Source organism: Klebsiella sp. PK18, assembly GCF_057784655.1.
The window spans coordinates 5386954-5411016 of sequence record NZ_CM173493.1; the positions used below are offsets into that span (position 1 = coordinate 5386954).

A 24063-nucleotide genomic window follows, 5' to 3' on the forward strand; every position below is an offset into this window, starting at 1 on the left:
TCAGAACTTGTAACCGCGATGCAAGGCAACGATACCCGCCGTCAGGTTGTGGTAGTCGACACTTTCAAAACCTGCATCCTGCATCATCCCTTTCAGGGTTTCCTGATCCGGGTGCATACGGATAGATTCTGCCAGGTAGCGATAGCTGTCGCCGTCTTTTGCCACCAGTTCCCCCACCTTCGGCAGGATATGGAAGGAGTAAGCGTCGTAGGCTTTGCTGAGCGGTTCGATAATCGGTTTAGAAAACTCCAGCACCAGCAGACGTCCGCCCGGCTTCAGCACGCGGTACATCGAACGCAGCGCTTTTTCTTTATCGGTAACGTTACGCAGACCGAAAGAGATGGTGATGCAGTCAAAGGTGTTATCAGCAAACGGCAGGGCTTCCGCGTTGGCCTGAACATACTCAACGTTGCCCACGATGCCGATATTACGCAGCTTTTCGCGGCCCATTTTGAGCATGGAATCATTGATATCAGCAAGCATGACGCGGCCGGTTTCTCCTACCAGACGGGAGAACTTGGCTGTCAAATCGCCGGTCCCCCCCGCCAGATCCAGCACGGTCTGCCCGCGACGTACGCCGCTGCAGTCGATGGTGAAACGCTTCCACAAACGATGGATACCAAACGACATCAAGTCGTTCATCACATCATACTTTGCCGCGACAGAATGGAATACATGCGCCACCATGTCCTGTTTCTGCTCTTTAGCGACCGTCTGAAAGCCAAAGTGCGTCGTTTCTTGTGAATCCTCAACCATCTCTATGCCTGCTTGCTTTTCAAGAAAATGTTCACTGAGTGTATCAGATTCAGCGCATTTCCCATACGTTTCAACGTGGCGGAGCCGCCTCCCGATTATGTAACGCCTCGGCAGAGTCGGCTGAAAATGCGTCATTTTCCGGGAGGTTATCCTCGTCTTCAAGACGATATTCATCGTCCTGGGCAGTAGCTTGTTCGACTAAATCAGGATTTATCCCGCGCTTCACCTCCACCCCCAGGCCGCGAAAGGCTTCCGCCTGGGCCAGCAGGTTCCCGCGCCCGGAAGCGAGCTTTTTCATCGCCTGGCGATAGTTCTCTTGCGCCTTATCCAGACTCTGGCCGATGGCGGACATATCATCCACAAACAGGCGCATTTTGTCGTAAAGGCGCCCCGCCCGCTCGGCGATCTTCTGCGCGTTGCGGCTCTGATGCTCATAGCGCCACAGATTGGCGATAGTACGCAGGGCTACCAGCAGCGTCGTCGGGCTGACCAGCATGATATTATTTTGCAACGCCTCGCTGATGAGCTCGGGCTGACGGTCGATGGCCACCAGGAACGCCGGCTCGACGGGAATAAACATCAGCACGTAGTCGAGAGAGCGCAGCCCCGGCAGTTGTTGATAATCCTTGCGTCCCAGCAGGCGAATATGGTTTCGCACCGAGGCAAGATGTTCCTGCAGCGCGACTTCGCGGGTGTAGTCGTCTTCGGCGTTGAAATAGCGCTCATAGGCGACCAGGGTCATTTTGGCGTCGATCACCACGTCCTTGCCCTGCGGCAGGCGGACAATGACGTCCGGCTGCATCCGCGAGCGGTTGTCGGTCTCGATACTGACCTGGGTCTGGTACTCATAGCCTTCGCGCAGGCCGGAGGCCTCCAGCACGCGGGTTAAGACCACTTCCCCCCAGTTGCCCTGGGTTTTGTTATCACCTTTCAGCGCTTTCGTCAGGTTCAGTGCCTCCTGCGCCATCTGCGCGTTCAGCTGCTGAAGATTGCGGATCTCATGCGCCAGGGTATGCCTTTCCCGCGCCTCCTGGCCAAAGCTCTCCTGCACCTGGCGGCGGAATCCGTCGAGCTGTTCGCGCAGCGGGGTCAGCAGACCATGCAGACTCTGGCGGTTTTGCTCATCGACGCGCCGGTTGCTGTGTTCGAAAATGCGGTTGGCGAGGTTTTCAAACTGCTCGCTCAGACGCTGCTCGCTGTTAACCATCTGACGGATCTTATCTTCCGCATGCAGCTGGGTGGATTCGAGCCGGGTGGTGACCTCACGCAGATCGGCCTCCAGCGAGGTATTGATATCCCGCAGACTGCGCAGCTCATTGTTCAGCAGCTCACACTCCTCACGCCAGTGGGCCTCCTGCACCAGCTGCTGACGGGCGGCGCTCAGATCAATATCCAGCTCTCGCCGCTCCTCAATGAGATCGGCCCGGATTTGGTCGGCGCGCGCTTTGGTTGCCAGCCAGCCGACCATTAACCCGGCAGCCAGTGCGATAACCGCGCTGATAATGATTGAGAGATCCACGACGCCCCCTGCGATAACCTGATGGCACAAAATAGAATTGTGCTGTACAAACGTCCAGTTTAAAAGGGATTTCCTGCGAGGAGCAACGCAAAAAAGAAAGGCCGGAGGATCCGGCCTGACAGAGAAGGGGTTGAATTACAGCAGACGACGCGCCGCTTCCACGACGATTTTAACCGCGTGGCTTTCGGTTTGCTTCATGGTTTCGGCGTTAGGGATCTCTTGCTGGGTACGGTTCACAATAACCCCGGCGACCATCCCGGCACGCAGGCCCTGGCTGGCGCACATGGTCAGCAGCGTGGCGGATTCCATTTCATAGTTCATTACGCCCATTGCCTGCCACTCTTCCATTGAGCCCTTGAAGCGGCTCACCACGCGGCCGGAGAAGGTGTCGTAACGCTCCTGGCCTGGGTAGAAGGTATCCGAAGAGGCGGTCACGCCGATATGGGTGGTGGCACCAATAGATTTCGCCGCTTCCACCAGCGCGGTGGTGCAGGCGAAGTCTGCGACGGCCGGGAACTCCATCGGCGCGAAGTGCAGGCTGGCGCCGTCCAGGCGAACGGAAGCGGTCGTAACCAGCACATCGCCAACGTTAATGTGCGGTTGAATCGCGCCGGTGGTGCCGATACGCAGGAAGGTACGCACGCCCAGCTGCGCCAGCTCTTCCACGGCGATAGAAGTCGACGGGCCGCCGATGCCGGTAGAGCAGACGATCACCGGCTTGCCGTCCAGCTCCGCGCGCCAGGAGGTAAATTCGCGGTGGGATGCCAGCTTGACCGGCTTATCCATCAGCGCGGCGATCTTTTCCACACGCTCCGGATCGCCAGGGACGATAGCCAGCGTAGCCCCTTGTAAATCGTTCTTGGTGAGGCCGAGATGAAAAACATCAGACTTGGACATAAAAAACTCCTCTGTGGGTCGAATTATCAGCAGAAGCAAAACGGTACTGTACAGAAGCCCCTGGCAACATTTTGTGATGATAGTCACCAAGACCAATGATGATTGCAGTTGTTTTTCATTAAATAGTGATACACATCACATTAACAAGTTATATTCATCGTCACAGAACAAAAGATAGCCGCTTTCAGGCACTGTGCTTTATTACCGCCCGAACTAAAGGTAAAGGGTCTATAGTTATTGATGCGCTAATAAATAAGGGTACGGAGAATACCATGACCACCACCAAGCAACCTGGATTCGCACCTGCAGCTTCACCACACGCCGCCACCGCCGTTCATACGCCGGAAGAGCATATTATCGCCGGAGAGACGTCTATTCCCTCTCAGGGTGAAAACATGCCGGCCTACCACGCCCGCCCGAAAAATGCCGACGGTCCGCTGCCGATCGTTATCGTGGTACAGGAAATTTTCGGCGTGCATGAACATATTCGCGATCTTTGTCGCCGCCTGGCGCAGGAAGGCTATCTGGCTATTGCGCCTGAATTGTACTTCCGTCAGGGCGATCCGAATGAGTACCACGATATCCCGACCCTGTTCAAAGAGCTGGTTACCAAGGTGCCGGACGCGCAGGTGCTGGCGGATCTCGACCATGTCGCCAGCTGGGCGGCGCGCCACGGCGGCGATGCCCATCGTCTGCTAATCACCGGCTTCTGCTGGGGCGGACGCATTACCTGGCTGTATGCCGCGCATAACCCGCAACTGAAGGCAGGCGTGGCCTGGTACGGCAAGCTGGTGGGAGAAAAATCGCTGAATTCACCGAAGCATCCGGTAGATATCGCGGTCGATCTCAACGCCCCGGTGCTTGGTCTGTACGGCGCTAAAGACGCCAGTATTCCACAGGACACCATCGAGACCATGCGTCAGGCGCTGCGGGCGGCCAACGCCACAGCGGAAATCGTGGTCTATCCCGAAGCCGATCATGCCTTTAACGCCGACTATCGCGCCAGCTATCATGAAGAGTCAGCCAAAGACGGCTGGCAGCGAATGCTCGCGTGGTTTGCTCAGTATGGCGGCAAAAAAGCATAATCACCCAATGCATGAAAAAAGGAGGCAAATGCCTCCTTTTTTGATTTTTCGCGTAACGATCAGGCGGACTGGCGCAGGTTCTGCGCCGCTTGCACCATATTCGCCAGCGCGGCGCGGGTTTCCGGCCAGCCGCGAGTTTTCAGGCCGCAGTCCGGGTTAACCCACAGCCGCTTCGCCGGGATACGCTGCGCGGCTTTTGCCAGCAACGCTTCAATCCACTCCACGCTCGGCACGTTCGGCGAGTGAATATCATATACCCCCGGCCCGATCTCATTGGGATACTCGAACGCTTCGAACGACTCCAGCAGCTCCATATCGGACCGCGAGGTTTCAATGGTGATCACGTCGGCATCCAGCGCGGCAATGGAGTCCATGATGTCGTTGAACTCGCAATAGCACATGTGGGTGTGGATCTGAGTGTCGTCTTTGGCGACCGCAGCATTAAGGCGGAAGGCTTCCACACCCCACTGCAGATAGGCATCCCAGTCGCTGCGCTTCAGCGGTAACCCTTCGCGCAGCGCCGGCTCATCAATCTGGATGATGCCGATCCCCGCCGCCTCCAGATCCGCCACTTCATCACGCAGGGCCAGCGCAATCTGTTTCGCGATGGTTTCACGGCTGACATCTTCCCGCGGGAAGGACCAGCACAGAATGGTCACCGGTCCAGTAAGCATCCCTTTCACTGGCTTGTCGGTCAGCGACTGCGCGTACTTCGCCCAGTCGACGGTGATCGCCTGCGGACGGCTGACGTCGCCGATCACCACCGGCGGCTTCACGCAACGGGAACCATAGCTCTGCACCCAGCCGTTTTGCGTGAAGATAAAACCGTCCAGATGTTCACCGAAGTATTCCACCATGTCGTTCCGCTCGGCTTCTCCGTGCACCAGTACGTCTAAACCTAACCGCTCCTGCTCGACGATCGCCTGCTTAATATGTTCCGCAATCCCCGTCCGATAATGACTGGCGTCAAGGTTGCCCTTTTTGAAGTCCAGGCGCAGACCGCGGATCTCCGTCGTTTGCGGGAATGACCCGATGGTGGTGGTCGGCCATTTCGGCAGGTTAAAGCGCTGGCGCTGTGCCTGCGCGCGAACCTCATAGGGGCTGGCACGCTGGCTGTCCTGAGCGGTGATCGCCGCCAGCCGTTTTTCCACTTCCGCGTTGTGCACGCGGGTCGAATGGCGACGGGCCTGGATTGGCGCGCTCCACTCGGTAATCGCCGCCGTATCGCCGCTGTTCAGCGCATCGCGCAGTAGCGCCAGCTCGCCGCATTTCTGCAGCGCGAAGGCAAACCAGCTCTTCACTTCCGCATCAAGGCGCGTCTCCACGCTCAGATCGATCGGGCTATGCAGCAGAGAACAGGATGACGCGACCCATAGCTCGCGCTTACCGACGAGGTCTTTAATTTGCGCATATTTTTCAGTGAGATCGGCGCGCCAAACGTTGCGCCCATTGATCAGACCCGCAGACAGCAGCCAGTCGGCCGGCAGGCGGTTGTGCAGTTCGGCAACATCATCTTTGCCGTGCACCAGATCGACGTGCAGCCCCTGGACCGGTAGCGCAGCAATGGTCGCGAGATTGTCGCTAATGCCTTCAAAATAGGTGGTCAGCAGCAGTTTCACCTGGCCCTGCAGGGCATCATAAGCCGGTTTAAAGGCCTCCAGCCACGCTGGCGGCAGCTCCAGCACCAGCGCCGGTTCATCAATCTGCACCCACTCGATGCCGCGCTTCGCCAGTTCGGCCAGCACCTGCTGGTAAACCGGCAGGATGTCATTCAGCAGGCTCAGACGGTCAAACGGTTCACCTTTCACTTTACCCAGCCACAGGTACGTTACCGGCCCCAGCAGCACGGGCTTGATCTTGTGGCCCAGCGCCAGCGCTTCGTCTACTTCATCCAGCAGTTGGGTCCAGGTCAGTTTGAACTGCTGGCCCTTCACGAACTCCGGCACCATGTAGTGATAGTTGGTGTTAAACCATTTGGTCATTTCCGCAGCGGCGGCCGGTTCGCCAGTCGGCGCACGGCCGCGACCAATGCGGAACAGGGTATCGATATCGATGGATCCGTCTTTGTTCTGATGACGAGCCGGCACGTTGCCCAGCAGCAGGCTGGTAGTCAGAACATGGTCGTACCAGGCGAAATCCCCCACCGGCAGCAGATCAACGCCCGCCTGTTTCTGCTGCTCCCAGTGGCGGGCACGCAGCTCACGGCCTACTGTCAGCAGTTCCTCGCGAGTGGCGTTGCCCGCCCAGTAGCTCTCTTGCGCTTTTTTCAGCTCGCGGCGCAGGCCAACGCGAGGAAAACCGAGGGTGTGGTTAATAATTGTCATTTTTTGAGCCTCATAATTGCAATCCGAAAGATTTCGGATTTAGGGAAGGCGGCAAACTTGCTCATCCCCAGGAGCTTACTGAAGTAAGTGACTGGGGTGAGGAAGTGCAGCCAACGCACCATAAATTCGAAAGATAAAGGATTTAGCCGTCCAGATGTTTACACATCCATAATTGACAGTTACTGTATATTCCTCAAGCGCAAATTGCTCATGGCGAAGTGAAGGACTTTCATGATCGAAATTAAACATCTGAAAACGCTGCAAGCGTTGCGGAACAGCGGTTCACTGGCGGGTGCGGCAGCGGCCCTGCACCAGACCCAGTCCGCCTTGTCTCACCAGTTCAGCGATCTGGAACAGCGCCTTGGCTTCCGTTTGTTTGTGCGTAAAAGCCAGCCACTACGCTTCACGCCGCAAGGGGAAATTCTGCTGCAGTTGGCCAATCAGGTGCTACCGCAGATCGCTCGCGCCCTGCAGGACTGTAACGAACCACAGCAGACCCGGCTGCGGCTGGCTATCGAATGTCACAGCTGTATTCAGTGGCTGACGCCGGCGCTGGAGAATTTCCGCGCCCGCTGGCCGCACGTGGAGGTCGACTTCCATTCCGGAGTGACCTTCGACCCGCAGCCTGCGCTGCAGCAGGGCGAACTGGATCTGGTGATGACCTCCGATATCCTGCCGCGCAGCGGTCTGCACTACTCGCCGATGTTTGATTATGAGGTGCGTCTGGTGCTGGCGCCCGAGCACCCGTTAGCCATGAAGACGCTGATTACGCCAGAGGACCTGGCCGCGGAAACACTGCTGATTTATCCCGTGCAGCGCGGGCGCCTCGACATCTGGCGCCATTTCCTGCAGCCGGCCGGCATCAGTCCCCAGCTGAAAAGCGTCGATAACACGCTGTTGCTGATCCAGATGGTGGCCGCAAGGATGGGCATCGCCGCGCTGCCGCACTGGGTGGTGGAAAGCTTTGAACGCCAGGGCCTGGTGGTCACCAAAACCCTGGGTGAGGGATTATGGAGCCGGTTGTACGCGGCCGTCCGCGATGGCGAACAGCGTCAACCGGTCACCGAAGCGTTTATTCGCTCTGCGCGGAACCACGCCTGCGATCACCTGCCGTTTGTCCGGAGTGCGGAGCGACCCAGCGGCGATGGACCCACAGCGAGGCCAGGATCACCAACGCTCCGCTAATAAAGCTCGGCCAGTGCGGCTGCTCCTGCCAGATGGCGAGGTTTACCAGTAGACCCGCGGGGACATGGACGTTGTTCATGATCCCCAGCGTGCCGGCATCCACCTGCGTGGCGCCATAGTTCCACATAAAGTAACCCAGCCCGGAAGCCACCACGCCAAGCCACACCAGCACGCTCCACTGCAGCGTGGTGGTCGGCAGCTTCTGGGGGTTGCCCAGCATAAACCACGCTGCCACCGCCACGATAAAGGCCCCGACATAAAACCAGGCAAAGGCATTGTGCTGCGGCATCGGACGTACCTCCATCAGGCGCTTGTAACCCACCATGCCGATAGCGAAGCAGAGGTTTGACAACTGCACCAGTAACAGCCCGGTCCAGAAATGATCGCTGACTTTGTCATAGCGGATAATCGCCGCCCCCAGCACCGCCAGCGCAGCACTCAGCAGATAGCCCCAGCGCAGCTTACGTCCGCTGAGCAGGTCGTAGATCAGCGTGATATACAGCGGGGTAAATACGGTAAACAGCAGAAATTCCGAAACCGTCAGATAGAGATAGGCGCGGAAAGCCAGCAGATACATGATGCCAAGCTGCATCGCGCCCACCAGCATATAGAGCACGATCGTGCGCGGAGACTGGCCGCGCGTGCGCAGGAAAGGCAGGAACACCAGCGCCGCCAGGCCCACACGCATCAGCACCGAAAAATAGCTGTCGACGCTACCGGCAAGGTATTCGCCAATCAGGCTAAAAGAAAAGGCCCACAGGATAGTGGTGATAATTAACAGCGCCACAATGGTCGTCTCGTTGGATAAAGAACAGGCATTGTAGCGAAGAGTCAGGTTGACGACTGGACAGTTATTCGCCAGTCGTCAATCTTTTTCAGTCGAGGTATAGCTTACGCAGGTAGTGCGGGACCGCATCGTCGGCGTTACTGCCGATCACTTCCAGTTCCGGATGCAGATCCTTCAGCCGTTGATGGGCGTTGGCCATGATGCAGCCCTTGCCGGCCATCGACAGCATCTCAGCGTCGTTCATACCGTCGCCGAAGGCGATGCAATCGGCAAGAGTGTAACCGAGCATTTTCGCCACCGCCTCCAGCGCATGCCCCTTCGATACCCCACCCGCCATAACTTCCAGGCAGGTTAAGGTGGAGAAGCTGACGTTCACGCGATCGCCCCAGCGGGCGTTCATCGCCTGCTCCAGCGGCAGCAGATGCTCGTGATCCTCGCAGGTAAAGAATACTTTGCTGATCCCCTGCGGATCCAGTTCGCCCGGCTCATACAGCTTGTAGTTAAACACCGCCTCCTTGAAGAAGCGCATCTCTTCCGGACGATGGCGGTTCATATACCACTCGTCTTCCCGATAGACGTTAGTGACGATTTTTGGGTCGTTACGCACGATCTCAAACAGGTCGGCGGCAATATCGCGATCGAGGTTATGGGCAAAGATTTGCTGACCATCGCTATCGTGAACCCGGGCGCCGTTAGAGGTGATCATGTACGACCGGATGCCGAGATTATCGCGGATCTGCCCGACGTCGATGTAGTGACGGCCGGTGGCGAAGACGAAATTGATCCCACGGGCGGTGAGCAATTTCAGCGTCTCTTTGGCATACGGGGTCAGGAAATGGTCGGGGGAAAGCAGCGTGCCGTCTAAATCAGACGCAACAACCTGGTACATAAAAAAGTTAACCTCTAAGCAGGGCGACGAGCGTTATCGTCGGATTAAGTATGTCGATTGAAAAACTCGACGATGGCATTGAGCGCGACTGAGCGCATAGCGTCCTTTTCAAAAAGGATCTCATGATATGCCCCTTCAATGACGAGCGGTTTACCGCCCTCACAGGGATGGCCGGCAGCGGCCCGTAATTCACAATAGCGGTCGTGCATCAGATTATCGACCACCCGCTCCTCCTCTGCCTGTAAAAGCAGCGTCGGGGCGGTGTCTTTTTCCACATTCGCCAGCACTTCGTCGCCGGCCAGCATGCCCTCACGCACCCAGTGCCAGGTCGGGCCGCCAACCTGCAGTCGCGGTTCATCGGCATAGAAGCGCAGGTTGCGACGATAGCGTTGTCGACTGTGCGTCAGCACGTTAACGGCAAAAGGCAGCGCCCGCCAGCGCCCGGTGCCGATGGCATACTCTTCGCGAATGCGCTGATGGCCCTCAGCCCAGTCGAGAATATGGCGCACCATCCAGTCCGGTAATCGAATGATAATCCCGAACATCGGCGCGCAGAGCGCAATCGCATCGCAATGCGCCTGGTAACGTTGCAGAAAAAGCGTGGCAATCGCGCCGCCCATAGAGTGAGCGAGGATAAACCGTTTTCGCCAGTGTCCGGGGACCACCTGCTGCTGCCAGAGCGCCGCCAGGTCATCGACATAGTCGCTGAAGTTGACGACGTGTCCGCGGTGGGTATCAGAGAGCAGGCGGCCCGAGCGTCCCTGGCCGCGATGGTCAATAATCATCACGTCAAAGCCGCTGTGAAAGAGATCGTAGGCGACTTCGGCATACTTCACGTAGCTTTCAATGCGCCCGGGGCAAATCAGCACCAGACGATCGTTATTTTGCGCGCAGAAGCGAACAAAGCGTACCGGCACATCATCGACGCCTTTAAATTCAGCCTCTTCGCGCTGTCGCCAGAAATCCGTCAGCGGCCCCATGCTAAAGGCCGCAAACGCGTTTTCTCGTGTTTCCCAGTCCTTTTTCTGCCCAAACATCGGGTTTACACCCCTGTTAACCGCTGAAAATCGTTTTTTTGTCCTGTATCACACAATGCTGACACAATAGCGTATTGTGGCATAAAAACAGACAATCAGGGAGTTTCTCATGACCATTGAGTGGTGGTTCGCCTACCTGCTGACATCAATCATTCTCAGCCTGTCACCAGGTTCCGGAGCGATTAATACCATGACCACCTCCATTAACCACGGTTACCGCGGCGCGGCGGCGTCGATTGCCGGTTTGCAGACCGGGCTGGTTATTCATATCGTGCTGGTTGGTGTTGGTCTCGGCACCCTTTTCTCCCGCTCGGTGCTGGCCTTTGAAGTGCTGAAATGGGCCGGCGCGGCTTATCTTATCTGGCTGGGGATCCAGCAATGGCGGGCGGCGGGGGCGATCGACCTGAATACGCTGGCGAAGGCGCAGACGCGCGGCAAACTGTTCCAGCGCGCGGTGTTCGTGAATCTCACCAACCCCAAAAGCATTGTGTTTCTGGCCGCCCTGTTTCCGCAGTTTATCCTGCCGCACCAGCCGCAGGTGATGCAGTATCTTGTTCTGGGCGTCACCACCATTGTCGTCGATATCATTGTGATGATTGGCTATGCGACCCTGGCGCAGCGCATTTCAGCATGGATTAAAGGGCCAAAGCAGATGAAGGCGCTGAACAAAGTCTTTGGTTCACTGTTTATGCTGGTCGGGGCGCTGCTCGCCTCCGCCCGTCACGCCTGAATCATGGAATCTCGCTCGCAAAGAGAGGGTCGCCAGGTGAACGACGCTTTCTCTCTGCACGAGCCGACACGCAAAGCGGGTAATTAATTTTTTTACCCGCTGTCGGCGTTGAACCTATCGTGTCAGGATGCCGCCAGATACGTGATTCACGGATGAACGGCGATGGCGGAAACGGCGACTCCTCATGATGCGGTATTTAAAACCTTTCTCTCGCGGGTAGAGACGGCGCGCGATTTTATCGAGCTCCACCTGCCTTCGTCGTTAATACAGATCTGCAAACTGGATACCCTGCGTCTGGAATCCGGCAGCTTTCTCGAAGACGATCTCAGGCCTTACTACAGCGATATCCTTTATTCGCTGGAAACCACCCGCGGTGCGGGCTATGTCCATGTTCTGATCGAGCACCAGAGCGCACCTGATAAGCTGATGGCCTTTCGCTTAATGCGCTATGCTGTCGCCGCCATGCAGCGGCACCTGGAGAGCGGCCATAAAACGCTGCCTCTGGTTATCCCTATTCTCTTTTATCAGGGACGACGCAGCCCCTATCCCTGGTCGATGCGCTGGCTGGATAATTTTGCCGATCCTGAGACCGCCCGCCAGCTCTATAGCGGGGCGTTTCCGCTGGTCGATATCACGGTGATCCCCGACGACGACATCATGCAGCACCGCAGCATGGCAGCCCTGACGCTGGTGCAAAAGCACATCCGCCAGCGCGATATGGCGCAATTGCTGGATAAGTTGACCCATCTCTTACTGCTGGAGCAGATGAGCGGACAACAAATCACCGTATTGGTAAACTATATGGCTCAGGCAGGAGATGCCGAGGATACTCGGACACTCTTGTACGGACTGGCACAGCGCGTGCCGCAGCATGGAGGATTACTGATGACGCTGGCGGAAACATGGCTTGCAGAAGGTATGGAGAAAGGCATCAAGGAAGGCGTACAGCAAGGCATAAAAGAAGGTAAACACCAGGCCTTGCTGCAGGTTGCCGAAGCAATGCGCAAACGCGGTATTGATGACGCAGCTATTATGGAAATGACCGGTCTGGCTGAGGATGAGCTGCTGCGGCTTCGCCACTGACACTTTCCCCACCCGGAAACAGCCGGGTGGGAAACAGCATGCCGGTTAACGCGAGATAATCAGGTGGATGCCGAAGCCCGCAAACAGCGTACCGGCGATACCATCGATCCACTTCGCCATCCGCTGATAGCCGCGGCGCATCCCCGGCAGGGCGAACAGGCTGGCAACCACCATAAACCAGGCCAGCGTCTCGACGATAATCAGCAGGAAAATACCCCAGCGCGCACCAGCGCCGACGCTGTCACCCACGAACAGCGAGAACACCGAGCCGAAGTAGATGATCGCTTTCGGATTCGCCAGATTGGTCAGCAGTCCCTTCACGAAGCTGCGTCCGCTGCGGGCCAGCTCCACCTGCGGCTCCGCCGAGGCCACCGCCTCTTTTTTCAGCGCGCCGCGCAGCATCTGGTAGCCCATCCAGCACAGATACAGGCCGCCACCGACCATGATGATGTTATGCAGCCACGCCATCTGCGCGAGGATCAGGTTCAGGCCGAGCAGGGCAACCCCCGCCCAGATCATGACGCCGCAGGTGATCCCCAGCACACCCATCATCGCCTCTCTGCGCGAGCGGCTGATGGCCGTTTGTGAGACAAAGAAAAAGTCCGGCCCCGGGCTCATCAGCGCAATGATATGCACCAGCGCCACGGTGAGGAAAAGCATCAGCATAGTTAACTCGCAGGAAAATAGTGAAGAGGGAAACTATTCTGGCACCTTTTCCCGCGGCTGACTACTCATCATCACCATCGACATGAGCGCGTATCAATGCCATGAATTCTTTACCGAAGCGCTCAAGTTTACGCGTCCCCACGCCGTTGACGCTGAGCATCTCGCCGGCGGTGAGTGGCGACTGTTCCGCCATCTCGATCAGCGTCGCGTCGTTGAAGACCACGTATGGCGGGATATTCTCTTCGTCGGCGATCGCTTTACGCAATTTGCGCAGCTTGGCAAACAGCTTGCGGTCGTAATTGCCGCCAAAGGATTTCTGCATCGCCTTCGGCTTCAGCGCCACGATACGCGGTACGGCGAGCTGCAGCGGCACCTCGCCGCGCAGCACCGGTCGTGCGGCTTCGGTCAGCTGCAGTGCGGAGTGCTGGGCGATATTCTGCGTCACCAGCCCAAGGTGAATCAGTTGGCGGATCACGCTCACCCAGTGCTCGTGACTCTGCTCCCGGCCGATACCGTAAACCGGCAGCTTATCGTGGCCCATGTCACGGATGCGCTGGTTGTTGGCCCCGCGCAGGACCTCCACCACGTAACCCATCCCGAAACGTTGATTCACCCGGTAAATCGTTGAAAGCGCCTTGCGCGCATCCATTAAGCCATCGTACTGCTTTGGTGGATCAAGACAGATATCGCAGTTGCCGCACGGCTCCTGGCGCCCTTCGCCAAAGTAGTTCAGCAGCACCAGACGACGACAGGTTTGCGCTTCGGCAAACGCCCCCATCGCATTCAGCTTATGCCGCTCGATATCCTGTAGCGGTCCGGCGGGCTTTTCTTCCAGACAGCGGCGCAGCCACGCCATATCCGCCGGATCGTAAAACAGCATCGCTTCCGCCGGCAGGCCATCACGCCCGGCGCGGCCGGTTTCCTGGTAGTAGGATTCAATATTGCGCGGGATATCGAAGTGCACCACAAAGCGGACGTTCGGCTTGTTGATACCCATCCCGAAGGCCACCGTCGCCACCACGATCTGCAGATCGTCGCGCTGGAATTTCTCCTGCACGTCGGCGCGAACGGCGTTTTCCAGACCAGCATGGTAAGCCGCCGCGCTGATGCCGCGGCTCTGCAGACGCGCGGCGGTATCTTCCACTTTCGAGCGGCTGTTGCAGTAGATTATGCCCGATTTGCCGCGCTGATCCTGAACGTAGCGCATCAGCTGGTCGAGCGGTTTGAATTTCTCCATCAGCATATAGCGGATGTTCGGCCGGTCGAAGCTGCTGACCTGAATCAGCGGATCGTTAAGCCCGAGCAGACGGACGATATCACGGCGGGTGGTGTCATCGGCGGTGGCGGTCAACGCCATAAACGGGATCTGCGGCAACCGCTGGCGCAGCTGGCCCAGCGCGGCATATTCCGGACGGAAGTCATGGCCCCACTGGGAGATACAGTGCGCTTCGTCTACCGCCAGCATCGCCAGGTTCCAGTTCGCCAGATGCTCAAGAAAGTTATCCAGCATCAACCGTTCCGGCGCGATATACAGCAGACGAACCTGCCCGCTGCGACAGCCGGCCATTACTTCCTGCTGCTGCTCGCGGCTTTGCGTCGAGTTCAGACAAGCCGCCGCCACACCGTTGGCCAGCAGTTGATCGACCTGGTCTTTCATCAGCGAGATCAGGGGTGAGACCACGACTGTCAGACCGCCCATGACCAGCGCCGGCACCTGATAGCACAGCGATTTACCGCCACCGGTCGGCATGACTACCAGGCAGTCACGGCCCTCAAGCACCGTCTCGATAATCGTTTCCTGGCCAGGACGGAACTGCTGGTAGCCGAAGGTCTCTTGTAAAACCTGCTTAGCCAGCGATTCCTGATTTAATACTTCCGCCTGTGCCACGTTGACCCCATTTGCCTGAAAAGAAAACAGGCGCTATTTTCAGCGCCTGCGAGCCAGAGTGCAACGATTAAAACAGATCGTTGAGCATTAGCCCGACGCCGACGCGCGTTTGATTGAAGTTGTAGTCGATAAGCGATTCGCCGTAACCGCTGTAGATCTGCGTATAGGCGCGAACATGTTTGGTAATGGGATAGCTCACGCCGAGCTCCGCCCCGCCATAGCCGGTGTTCCAGTTATATTGCCCCTGCGCGCTGAGGATCGCCTCTCCCAGCTGGTAGCCCACCTTCAGCCGGTAATAGCCCATATATTTGGTGATATCCGGGTTATCATCGGTGTTGCCCACCACATACCAGGGCTTCACTTCCACCAGCCAGTTGCCGTTTTGCGCCATCAGGCGGGCGTAAAGCCGGTTCCAGCTGCGCGAGGTGGGGTCGGAACGACCATTCGAGTCGTGGTTATACCCCATCTCGATGTCGCGCAGCGTCCAGCCGGCAAACTGGTAGTCGGTCGCAAAGCCCAAAAACAGCTGGGGTTCGTAATTGGTTTCGCGAAACGGCGCCGACTCTTTGCTGTTGGAGAGCTGCCACCAGGATTTCTGGGTGTACGATGCGCCGAGCAGCGAATTATCGCCCAGGATGCCGCGCCACAGCGGGAACGCCAGACTCAGCTGAAATTTCACTTCATCTTTACGGGCATTTTCGGCCCAGTCATAACTCCGAATCGCCTCTTTGTTGAGATCGCTGGTCCATGTGTAGAGCAAATAGTTACTCTCATAAGGGTAGAGCAGGAAAGGATTATCATGGTCCTGGAGCAGGTTGGCGATAATGCTGCCGCGCACTGCCGGTTTGTCGTGAACCGACGCATCCTGCGCCATAACACCGGCCGGTAGCGCGCACAGCGCCACCAGGCAGGCCAAAGAGATACGCATGCTGGTCTCCTGATAAATAGTTTTTATTTTTGTTTAACCTGAAGCCATTCTACCTGTTTATTAATCACCTGCCCCCTAATCCGCTCCGAAAGTGGAAATCAATATTTTAGAAGCATAAAATCAACATTTTATTAACGAATGGAACCGGTGTTATGTCTGAACTTACTGCCGAAGCAGCGCTGAAACTGGTGGGGGAGATTTTCGTCTATCACATGCCGTTTAACCGCGCCCTCGGTCTCGAACTGGAGCGCTATGAAAAGGCGTTTGCCCAGCTCAGCTTTAATAATCAGCCGATGATGGTCGGCAACTGGGCGCAGAGTATTTTGCATGGCGGAGTGATCGCCTCCGCGCTGGACGTCGCCGCTGGCCTGGTCTGCGTCGGCAGCACCCTCACCCGCCATGACACCATCAACGAAGAAGAGCTGCGCCAACGCCTCTCCCGCATGGGAACCATCGACCTGCGCGTGGACTACCTGCGTCCGGGCCGCGGCGAACGGTTTACCGCCACCAGCAGCCTGCTGCGCGCCGGCAATAAAGTGGCGGTAGCCCGCGTGGAACTGCATAACGAAGCTCAGGTCTATATTGCCAGCGCTACGGCCACCTATATGGTGGGTTGATTGGCCAAAATCGAGTAACATCACTCTCTTTGGCAATGGATTTTACCGATGGATGCGAAACAGACGCGGTTGGGGATCATTCTGGCCCTCGCCGCCTACTTTATCTGGGGTATCGCGCCAGCGTACTTCAAACTTATCTACTATGTTCCCGCCGATGAAATTCTGACCCATCGCGTGATCTGGTCCTTCTTCTTCATGGTGGCGCTCATCAGCGTCAGCCGCCAGTGGCCGCAGGTGAAAAAGCTGCTGAAGACGCCGCGCAAGATCTTCCTGCTGGCGCTCTCGGCAGTGCTGGTCGGCGGTAACTGGCTGTTGTTCATCTGGGCGGTGAATAACCACCATATGCTGGAAGCCAGCCTCGGCTACTTTATCAACCCGCTGGTAAATATTCTGTTGGGGATGATTTTCCTCGGCGAACGCTTCCGTCGCCTGCAGTGGCTGGCGGTGATCCTCGCCTTTTGCGGCGTGTTGGTCCAGCTGTGGACCTTTGGTTCGCTGCCGATAATCGGCCTTGGGCTGGCCTTCAGTTTTGCCTTTTACGGCCTGGTGCGGAAGAAAATCGCTGTCGACGCGCAGACCGGCATGCTGGTGGAAACGCTGTGGCTACTGCCGGTGGCGGCAATCTGGCTGTTTGGCATCACTGATAGCCCGACCAGCCATATGGGGGAGAACCCCTGGTCGCTCAATCTGCTACTGATGGCCGCGGGCGTGGTCACGACCATTCCCCTGCTGTGCTTCACCGGCGCGGCAACGCGCCTGCGGCTCTCCACGCTGGGCTTTTTCCAGTACATCGGCCCAACGCTGATGTTCCTGCTGGCGGTGACGTTCTACGGCGAAGTGCCGGGCAAGGATAAAATGGTGACCTTCGGCTTTATCTGGGTCGCGCTGGCAGTATTTATCGTCGATGCGCTGTATACCCAGCGCCGGCTGCGCAGAGGCTAAGCCGGCCTCAGCCAGTAAAAAAGGGAGCCGCCGCTCCCTTTTTTTACAGCCAGTTTTTACGCTTGAAGTAGAGATATGGCGCCAGGCCGGCCAGCATCATAAAGACGATCGCCCCCGGGTAGCCGAAGCTCCAGTGCAGCTCCGGCATAAATTCAAAGTTCATCCCGTAGCTGGACGCCACCAGGGTTGGCGGCAGGAACACCACCGACACCACGGAGAAGATCTTGATGATGCGGTTCTGCTCGATGTTGATGAAGCCCATCGCCGCCTGCATCAGGAAGTTCACCTTCTGGAACAGCGATTCGTTGTGCGGCAGCAGGGATTCGATATCGCGCAGGATCTCCCGCGCCTGTTCCAGCTGGCCCGCCGGCAGGCGCGCCTTACGCACCAGGAAGTTCAGCGCGCGCTGGGTATCCATCAGACAGAGGCGGACCTTCCAGCCGATATCTTCCAGTTCCGCCAGCGTCGACAGCGCTTCATCGTACTCGTCGCCCTGATGGCCTTCCATAATCACGCGGCTCAGCTTTTCCAGGTCGCTGTAGATATTTTCAATTTCATCCGCCAGCTGCTCGATTTTGGTTTCGAACAGGTCGAGCAGCAGTTCGTAGGCGTTACCGTCGACCAGCGTCTGGTTGCGCACGCGCATACGGTACAGGCGGAAAGCGGGCAGTTCGCGCTCGCGCAGCGTGAACAGGCGGCCTTCGCGGATGGTAAACGCCACGGTAGAGTTGCCGGCGTGATCTTCCGCATCTTCAAAAAAGAAGAACGAGTGGATGTGTAACCCGTCTTCATCTTCAAAGAAACGCGCGGAGGCTTCGATATCTTCCAGTTCCGGGCGCGTCGCCAGGTTCTGACCCAGTTCCGTCTGCACGCGGCTTCGCTCATCGTCGTCAGGCTCGACCAGATCGACCCACACCGAGCTGGCGAGGTGCTTGATCTCATCGGCTTCCAGGCGCGTTAAACGATTGTTTTCCAGTTGAAATGCGCTCAGCATGACCGGGACTCCCAATGCAAAAAAATTATCGGACAGTTCGGTGGGCACACAGAAACAAATTGGGTTTCAGACCATTAAGCCTGACTCAGCGCGACGGGAATAGGGCAGGTCGCTGACAACCGCTAAGGCTATCAGCATAAGAGGATAGCCTTAGGAGTTGTTCCTGAATGACAGGAAGTTGAGCCAGCATCTACTGGGTGTGTCCAAGGCGAATGTCCTCTTAGCGTAATCGTGCGCGCATGTTACGCCAGCGCAAAATCGGCGTCAACACGCAACGGAACGCGAAAGCGCAAATCAGGCGCCTTAACGTATAAAGGTAGCAGAATATTACAAAATAATGATATTTTTCTTAAAGTTACACCGTCTCAAGCCGCGCGTAAGCCGCCACCAGCCATTTGATTCCCTGGCCCTGAAAAGCCACCTGCAGCCGGCTGTGCTCGCCGCTGCCTTCGAGGTTGACGATAGTGCCTTCGCCAAACTTCGGATGACGCACCCGCTGACCTAACTTGTAGCCGGTATCGCTCTCGGCAATCGGCGCCCCCAGTCGCTGGTGGTTTACCGGACGGCTCACCGTGGCCCGCAGACGCACTTCTTCTACGCACTCCTGCGGCAGTTCTCCAATAAAGCGCGACGGGCGATGGTAAACCTCTTTGCCGTACAGACGGCGGGTTTCGGCGTAGGTCAGCGTCAGCTTCTGCATGGCGCGCGTTACGCCAACGTAGGCCAGACGACGCTCCTCTTCCAGGCGGCCGCCTTCATCAAGGGCCATCTGACTCGGGAACATCCCTTCTTCGACGCCGACGATAAACACCTGCGGGAATTCCAGCCCTTTCGCCGAGTGCAGGGTCATCAGTTGAACCGCGTCCTGCCAGGTGTCCGCCTGCCCCTCGCCCGCTTCCAGCGCGGCGTGAGAGAGGAACGCCTGCAGCGGCATCAGGTCTTCATCTTCTTCGTTGTAGCTGAACTGGCGCGTCGCCGTCACCAGTTCCTCTAAGTTTTCAATACGGGTCTGGCCCTTCTCGCCTTTCTCCTGCTCGTACATCGCGCGCAGCCCGGAGTCTTTAATCACCCGATCGGTCTGAACATGTAGCGGCATATCGGCGGTTTCCTGCGCCAGCGCGTCAATCAACTCCATAAAGCGCTGCAGAGCGCTGGCAGCGCGGCCAGCCAGCACTTTCTCTTTCAGTAGCTCGCGGCAGGCCTGCCACAGCGTCAGCTGACGATCGCGCGACGTCTGGCGTACCACGTCCAGCGTACGATCGCCGATGCCGCGAGTCGGCGTATTGACCACCCGCTCAAACGCTGCATCGTCGTTACGGTTGGCAATCAGGCGCAGGTAAGAGAGCGCATCTTTGATTTCCTGACGTTCGAAGAAGCGCATACCGCCGTAGATACGGTACGGCATGCTGGCCTGCAGGAGCGCCTCTTCCAGCACGCGCGACTGAGCGTTACTGCGATAGAGAATGGCACATTGCTCCAGCGCGCCGCCGTTCTCCTGCCAGGTTTTAATGCGGTTCACCACGAAGCGCGCTTCGTCGAGATCGTTGAAGGCGCAGTACAGCGAAATCGGCTCGCCGTCGGCACCGTCGGTCCACAGCTTTTTGCCCAGGCGCCCGTTGTTGTTTTCAATCAGGGCGTTGGCAGCGCTAAGAATATTGCTGGTTGAACGATAGTTCTGCTCCAGGCGAATAGTTTCCGCGCCGGGGAAGTCGTTGAGGAAGCGCTGAATGTTCTCAACCTGCGCACCGCGCCAGCCGTAAATCGACTGGTCATCATCGCCGACGATCATCACCTTGCCGGTATCGCCCGCCAGCAGGCGGATCCAGGCGTACTGGATGTTGTTGGTGTCCTGGAATTCATCGACAAGGATATTGGTGAAACGCTCACGATAGTGCTGCAGGATATGCGGCTTGTTCAGCCACAGCTCGTGCGCGCGCAGCAGCAGCTCGGCGAAATCCACCAGCCCGGCGCGGTCGCAGGCCTCCTGGTAGGCCTGATAGACCTTCTGCCAGGTCTGCTCGACCGGGTTGCCGTAGCTCTGAATGTGATGCGGGCGCAGCCCTTCATCTTTCTGGCTGTTGATGTACCACATCGCCTGACGCGGCGGCCATTGCTTCTCATCGAGGTTCATCGCCTTAATCAGACGCTTCAGCAGACGGAGCTGGTCTTCGCTGTCGAGGATTTGGAAATCCTGCGGCAGGTTGGCGTCCAGATGATGCGCACGCAGCAGACGGTGCGCGAGGCCGTGGAAGGTGCCTACCCACATGCCGCCCTGGGTAGTGCCCATCAGCTGGCCGATACGGTGGCGCATCTCCGCCGCCGCTTTGTTGGTAAAGGTCACCGCCATAATCGAGTACGGCGAGCAGTTCTCCACGCTCAGCAGCCAGGCGATACGGTGCACCAGAACGCGCGTCTTACCACTGCCCGCCCCTGCCAGAACCAGCATATTGGTGCGCGAGGCCGCTACGGCTTCACGCTGTTTGTCATTAAGGCTGTCGAGCAGGTAAGAAACGTCCATTGGCACCGCCGGAAGAGAAGGGGTTCCATGAACCCCTGTTAATATATACAGAGTGACTGGTGATTATATCAGCGAGGTCAGAGATGCCAACCGTGAAATTTCAATATGCGGCAGCAGGCGGCTGTCCGCGGTGTGCATCAGGTCCGCGCCTTGCGGTTTGATCCAGCAGGCCTGCATCCCACAGCGCAGCGAACCGGCGACGTCGGTCGTCAGATCATCGCCGACGTGCAGAATGTGCCCGAGTGGTAAATTCAGACGCGCCGCCGCCAGGTGATACATATCGGCAAACGGCTTGGAACGACCATCCGGACCCGCGCGCAGCACGAAGCGGAAATAGTCGCTCAGGCCGAACAGCTCGGGGCGGGCGTTGCCATTGGTAATGGCCACCAGCGGCCACTTCTGTGCCAGCTTCGCCAGCGTATCGTGGGTCTCCTGCGGAACATCGACCCGGCTGCGCCAGTGGGCGAAGTTTTCCATCGCCGCATCGGCGCCGGCTTTTGCCGCTTCGGCGGAAAGCCCAGCGTTACGCATGCCGAGCTCCAGCGCACGATGGCGCCAGACGGTCACGTCGTGGTAGATCTCCGGCTCAGATGCCAGCAGCGTCTGACGCAGTTGGTTAAGCTCATGGGCATCGAACTGGCTGAGCGACGGATGGTAATTGCGCACAAAGGCCAGCGATTCGTGCATCGTCCGGTCAATCACCGGGCGGTTATCATATAGGGTGTCGTCCAGGTCAAACGTCAGTGCGGAAATCTGGCCCAGAGGTCGGTAAAAACGCATTATTTCCCCCGTTTAGCGCGCGGATGCGCGGCATCGTACACCGAGGCAAGGTGTTGAAATTCAAGATGGGTATAGATTTGAGTGGTGGAGAGGTTAGCATGGCCCAACAGCTCCTGCACGCCGCGCAGATCGCCGCTGGACTCCAGCATATGGGTGGCAAAGGAGTGGCGCAGCTTGTGCGGGTGCACATGGCTGTTCAACCCCTGCTTAATCCCCCACTCGGCAAATCGCTTCTGCACGTTGCGCGCCGAAATGCGTTTACCCAGCTTCGACAAAAACAGCGCGTCGTCGTCAGTACCGAACAGGCCGCGCAAATCCAGCCAGTGCTCAATCCACGCCACCGCGTTACGACCGATCGGCAAACGGCGTTCTTTGCTGCCTTTGCCCATCACCCAAACCTCACCGCTTTCGAGGTCGAGGTGCTTAATATCAAGGTTGACCAGCTCAGACAGACGCAGACCTGCACCGTACATCACTTCCAGCATCGCCCGGTCGCGCACCGCCAGCGGATCGTTGAGGTCGATATCCAGCAGCCGATTTACATCATCGACATCGATATTTTTCGGCAAGTGGCGGGGAATTTTCGGCGCCGCAATCCCCTTCGCCGGGTTAGCGGCCAGTTCGCCCTGACTGACCATCCAGTCAAAGAAGCTGCGTAGCGCGGAAAGCCGCAGCGCCAGGCTCGCCGGGCCTAAACCCGCACGGCGGCTGCGTACCGCAAAGCTACGCACCTGAGCGGCATCGCACTGCTGCCAGCTTTTCAGCCCAGCCTCATCCGCCAGGGCGATCAACGCGTCCAGCTGACGCTGGTAGTTAGTCAGCGTAATCGGGCTAAGCTGACGCTCAACGCCGAGATAGCGCAGGAAGCGGTCGACGCAGGCGAAAAGCGGAGAGTCGGTCATGCGCGTTCAATCCAGCGCTCCAGCAGGCCAGGGAGCATCTGCGCAATTTCCTGCAGCAACTGCGTCCCCTGCCCTGACTGATAATGCTGCGCATCGCGGCTGCTAAAGAGCATCACGCCCGGAGCGTTATCGCCGCCCAGCATCGACATCGCCACGGATCCAATGGCCTTCGCTTCCGGTAGCACCACCAGCAGCTCCGGACCGTTCAGCGGCCCAAGATAGTGGCGCGCCTGGCCCAGACGTTGAATACGGATCGGCTCAAACGCCTGCCGGCTTAACGCCAAATGGGTAAACTTCGAGGGCGCGCCGAGGCGCCAGCAGTCAGGGAACAGGCGCACCGTGGCGCCAGCTAACCCCAGCTCGCGAGCCCAGCGATGAAGGCGGTTGAGCATATCGTCGAGGCTCTCCGCGGCCGCCAGCCGCGTTTGCAGCTGTAGCAGGCGCTGGAACAGGCTTTCATTAGCGACCGCCTGCTCCATCAGCAGCGACATATTCTCTTCCAGCACATGAATATGGTTACGCGCCCGCATCATGTGCCACTCCACCAGCGAAATCGAACCGCGGACCGGATGCGGGACACGGATATGTTCAACCTGGGCGGCATTACGAATAAAAAATTCAGGATGTTGCAACAGATAGTCCACCACCGCCCGATCGTTCAACGCGCTGGTAACCTCCTGCTGTTCTTCCCCGATTGGTTTCATAAATGAATAAATCCATCATAGACATGGGCCGCCGGGCCGGTCATAAACAGCGGCTGGCCCGGGCCTTTCCAGGCGATATCAAGACGACCGCCGGGCAACTCCACGCGTACCGTTTCAGCGAGCAGCCCCTGTTGGATCCCTACCGCCACCGCGGCGCAGGCGCCGCTGCCGCAGGCCTGGGTTTCCCCCGCGCCGCGTTCGTAGACGCGCAGACGGATGTGGGACCGGCCGACCACCTGCATAAAGCCGATATTGGCGCGCTCCGGAAAACGCTCGTGGCTTTCCATCACCGGGCCGAGGGTTTCTACGGCCGCTGTATCCACGTCATCCACCTGGATGACGCAGTGCGGATTCCCCATGGACACCACGCCGCACAATACTGTCTGCTCGGCGGCACGCATGATATAGGTCTTTTCCGCTTTGTTGGCGCGGAACGGCACCTGGGACGGCTCAAAGTTAGGCTCGCCCATATTCACCCGCACCAGATCGTCTTCCGTTACGCTTAATACCATACGCCCGTTGGCCGTACTCACGCGAATATCACGTTTATTGGTCAGGCCTTTCAGCCGGACAAAGCGGGCAAAACAACGCGCGCCGTTGCCGCACTGCGACACTTCGCTGCCGTCGGCGTTAAAGATCCGGTAATGAAAATCCAGATCGGGATCATAGGGCGGCTCGACGACCAACAGCTGATCGAACCCGACGCCAAGATGGCGATCTGCCAGGCGGCGAATCAACTCCGGCGAGAAAAAAACATTCTGCGTTACCGCGTCAACGACCATAAAATCGTTGCCAAGGCCATGCATTTTAGAGAACTGCATCATCTACTCCA

The 24063-nt window shown here is 57.9% G+C and carries 23 protein-coding genes; 6 read left to right on the plus strand and 17 right to left on the minus strand.

Translation table 11 applies throughout. The features are described 5' to 3' along the window. The 3 genes from ubiE to udp all read right to left on the minus strand — a co-directional run bounded on the left by ubiE (position 1) and on the right by udp (position 3172). Positions 1-756 (minus strand): bifunctional demethylmenaquinone methyltransferase/2-methoxy-6-polyprenyl-1,4-benzoquinol methylase UbiE, encoded by a 756-nt coding sequence (gene ubiE / locus AC3EMD_RS26350; RefSeq protein ID WP_008807935.1) that lies wholly within the window; start codon positions 754-756, stop codon positions 1-3. A gap of 70 nt (positions 757-826) precedes the next feature. Continuing rightward, on the minus strand, positions 827-2275 hold the full coding sequence (gene rmuC / locus AC3EMD_RS26355) for a DNA recombination protein RmuC (protein WP_302073851.1): 1449 nt from the start codon (positions 2273-2275) through the stop codon (positions 827-829). 135 nt (positions 2276-2410) lie between these two features. Next, a complete protein-coding gene (gene udp, locus AC3EMD_RS26360; RefSeq protein ID WP_002883419.1) occupies positions 2411-3172 on the minus strand; it encodes a uridine phosphorylase in 762 nt (253 codons plus the stop codon). A gap of 272 nt (positions 3173-3444) precedes the next feature. On the opposite strand from udp, the gene AC3EMD_RS26365 reads away from it, so the two are divergent. Next, complete coding sequence (locus AC3EMD_RS26365) at positions 3445-4257, plus strand: dienelactone hydrolase family protein (RefSeq protein WP_008807937.1); 813 nt, start codon at positions 3445-3447, stop codon at positions 4255-4257. 59 nt (positions 4258-4316) lie between these two features. Here AC3EMD_RS26365 and metE read toward each other — a convergent pair whose 3' ends face one another. Next, positions 4317-6581: a 5-methyltetrahydropteroyltriglutamate--homocysteine S-methyltransferase gene (gene metE / locus AC3EMD_RS26370; protein ID WP_302073852.1), complete on the minus strand. Its 2265-nt coding sequence runs from the start codon at positions 6579-6581 to the stop codon at positions 4317-4319. Positions 6582-6812: 231 nt separating this feature from the next. Between metE and metR the strand changes: the two genes are divergently transcribed. Then, positions 6813-7766, plus strand: coding sequence for an HTH-type transcriptional regulator MetR (metR, locus tag AC3EMD_RS26375; protein WP_023296876.1), 954 nt, complete (start codon positions 6813-6815; stop codon positions 7764-7766). On the opposite strand, the gene AC3EMD_RS26380 is transcribed toward metR, so the two are convergent. The 3 genes from AC3EMD_RS26380 to pldB form a co-directional block, all read right to left on the minus strand. Beyond that, positions 7654-8553, minus strand: a complete 900-nt coding sequence (locus AC3EMD_RS26380) for a carboxylate/amino acid/amine transporter (RefSeq protein ID WP_008807940.1) — start codon at positions 8551-8553, stop codon at positions 7654-7656. The genes metR and AC3EMD_RS26380 overlap by 113 nt on opposite strands. An 88-nt stretch (positions 8554-8641) precedes the next feature. Further along, positions 8642-9442, minus strand: coding sequence for a sugar/pyridoxal phosphate phosphatase YigL (gene yigL / locus AC3EMD_RS26385; RefSeq protein ID WP_008807941.1), 801 nt, complete (start codon positions 9440-9442; stop codon positions 8642-8644). A 44-nt stretch (positions 9443-9486) separates the two neighbouring features. Then, on the minus strand, positions 9487-10479 hold the full coding sequence (gene pldB, locus AC3EMD_RS26390; RefSeq protein ID WP_008807942.1) for a lysophospholipase L2: 993 nt from the start codon (positions 10477-10479) through the stop codon (positions 9487-9489). Between the two features lie 109 nt (positions 10480-10588). Between pldB and rhtB the strand changes: the two genes are divergently transcribed. Together rhtB and AC3EMD_RS26400 are read left to right on the plus strand one after the other, a co-directional pair. Next, positions 10589-11209 carry a homoserine/homoserine lactone efflux protein gene (gene rhtB, locus AC3EMD_RS26395; protein WP_008807943.1) on the plus strand — a complete coding sequence of 207 codons (621 nt, stop codon included), beginning with the start codon at positions 10589-10591 and terminating at the stop codon, positions 11207-11209. 162 nt (positions 11210-11371) lie between these two features. Then, positions 11372-12292: an Rpn family recombination-promoting nuclease/putative transposase gene (locus AC3EMD_RS26400; RefSeq protein WP_046622473.1), complete on the plus strand. Its 921-nt coding sequence runs from the start codon at positions 11372-11374 to the stop codon at positions 12290-12292. A gap of 45 nt (positions 12293-12337) precedes the next feature. On the opposite strand, the gene rhtC is transcribed toward AC3EMD_RS26400, so the two are convergent. From rhtC to pldA, 3 genes are all read right to left on the minus strand, one after another. Further along, positions 12338-12958 (minus strand): threonine export protein RhtC, encoded by a 621-nt coding sequence (gene rhtC / locus AC3EMD_RS26405; RefSeq protein WP_008807945.1) that lies wholly within the window; start codon positions 12956-12958, stop codon positions 12338-12340. A 61-nt stretch (positions 12959-13019) separates the two neighbouring features. Beyond that, the gene (gene recQ / locus AC3EMD_RS26410; protein ID WP_032701195.1) at positions 13020-14846 is read right to left on the minus strand and encodes an ATP-dependent DNA helicase RecQ; all 1827 of its coding nucleotides are present in this window, start codon (positions 14844-14846) and stop codon (positions 13020-13022) included. Positions 14847-14913: 67 nt separating this feature from the next. Continuing rightward, the gene (pldA, locus tag AC3EMD_RS26415) at positions 14914-15774 is read right to left on the minus strand and encodes a phospholipase A (RefSeq protein ID WP_002883408.1); all 861 of its coding nucleotides are present in this window, start codon (positions 15772-15774) and stop codon (positions 14914-14916) included. A gap of 152 nt (positions 15775-15926) precedes the next feature. Here pldA and yigI point away from each other — a divergent pair, with 152 nt between their 5' ends. Together yigI and rarD are read left to right on the plus strand one after the other, a co-directional pair. Beyond that, the gene (gene yigI / locus AC3EMD_RS26420; RefSeq protein ID WP_008807947.1) at positions 15927-16391 is read left to right on the plus strand and encodes an acyl-CoA thioesterase YigI; all 465 of its coding nucleotides are present in this window, start codon (positions 15927-15929) and stop codon (positions 16389-16391) included. Positions 16392-16439: 48 nt separating this feature from the next. Then, a complete protein-coding gene (rarD, locus tag AC3EMD_RS26425; protein ID WP_002883402.1) occupies positions 16440-17333 on the plus strand; it encodes an EamA family transporter RarD in 894 nt (297 codons plus the stop codon). A gap of 43 nt (positions 17334-17376) precedes the next feature. Here the strand turns inward: rarD and corA are convergent, their stop codons facing one another. The 7 genes from corA to dapF all read right to left on the minus strand — a co-directional run bounded on the left by corA (position 17377) and on the right by dapF (position 24052). Further along, complete coding sequence (corA, locus tag AC3EMD_RS26430) at positions 17377-18327, minus strand: magnesium/cobalt transporter CorA (protein WP_012543234.1); 951 nt, start codon at positions 18325-18327, stop codon at positions 17377-17379. A gap of 150 nt (positions 18328-18477) precedes the next feature. Then, on the minus strand, positions 18478-18534 hold the full coding sequence (gene ysgD, locus AC3EMD_RS26435) for a YsgD/CorL family protein (RefSeq protein ID WP_349815745.1): 57 nt from the start codon (positions 18532-18534) through the stop codon (positions 18478-18480). A gap of 148 nt (positions 18535-18682) precedes the next feature. Further along, on the minus strand, positions 18683-20845 hold the full coding sequence (gene uvrD, locus AC3EMD_RS26440; protein WP_012543235.1) for a DNA helicase II: 2163 nt from the start codon (positions 20843-20845) through the stop codon (positions 18683-18685). A gap of 63 nt (positions 20846-20908) precedes the next feature. Further along, positions 20909-21625: a 5-amino-6-(5-phospho-D-ribitylamino)uracil phosphatase YigB gene (gene yigB, locus AC3EMD_RS26445; protein WP_012969191.1), complete on the minus strand. Its 717-nt coding sequence runs from the start codon at positions 21623-21625 to the stop codon at positions 20909-20911. Further along, positions 21625-22527: a tyrosine recombinase XerC gene (xerC, locus tag AC3EMD_RS26450; protein ID WP_302073853.1), complete on the minus strand. Its 903-nt coding sequence runs from the start codon at positions 22525-22527 to the stop codon at positions 21625-21627. Before xerC ends, yigB begins: the two co-directional genes overlap by 1 nt. Next, positions 22524-23231 (minus strand): DUF484 domain-containing protein, encoded by a 708-nt coding sequence (locus AC3EMD_RS26455; RefSeq protein WP_008807952.1) that lies wholly within the window; start codon positions 23229-23231, stop codon positions 22524-22526. Before AC3EMD_RS26455 ends, xerC begins: the two co-directional genes overlap by 4 nt. Beyond that, positions 23228-24052: a diaminopimelate epimerase gene (dapF, locus tag AC3EMD_RS26460; RefSeq protein WP_002883394.1), complete on the minus strand. Its 825-nt coding sequence runs from the start codon at positions 24050-24052 to the stop codon at positions 23228-23230. The genes AC3EMD_RS26455 and dapF overlap by 4 nt, the downstream gene beginning before the upstream one ends. Between the last annotated feature and the right edge of the window lie 11 nt (positions 24053-24063).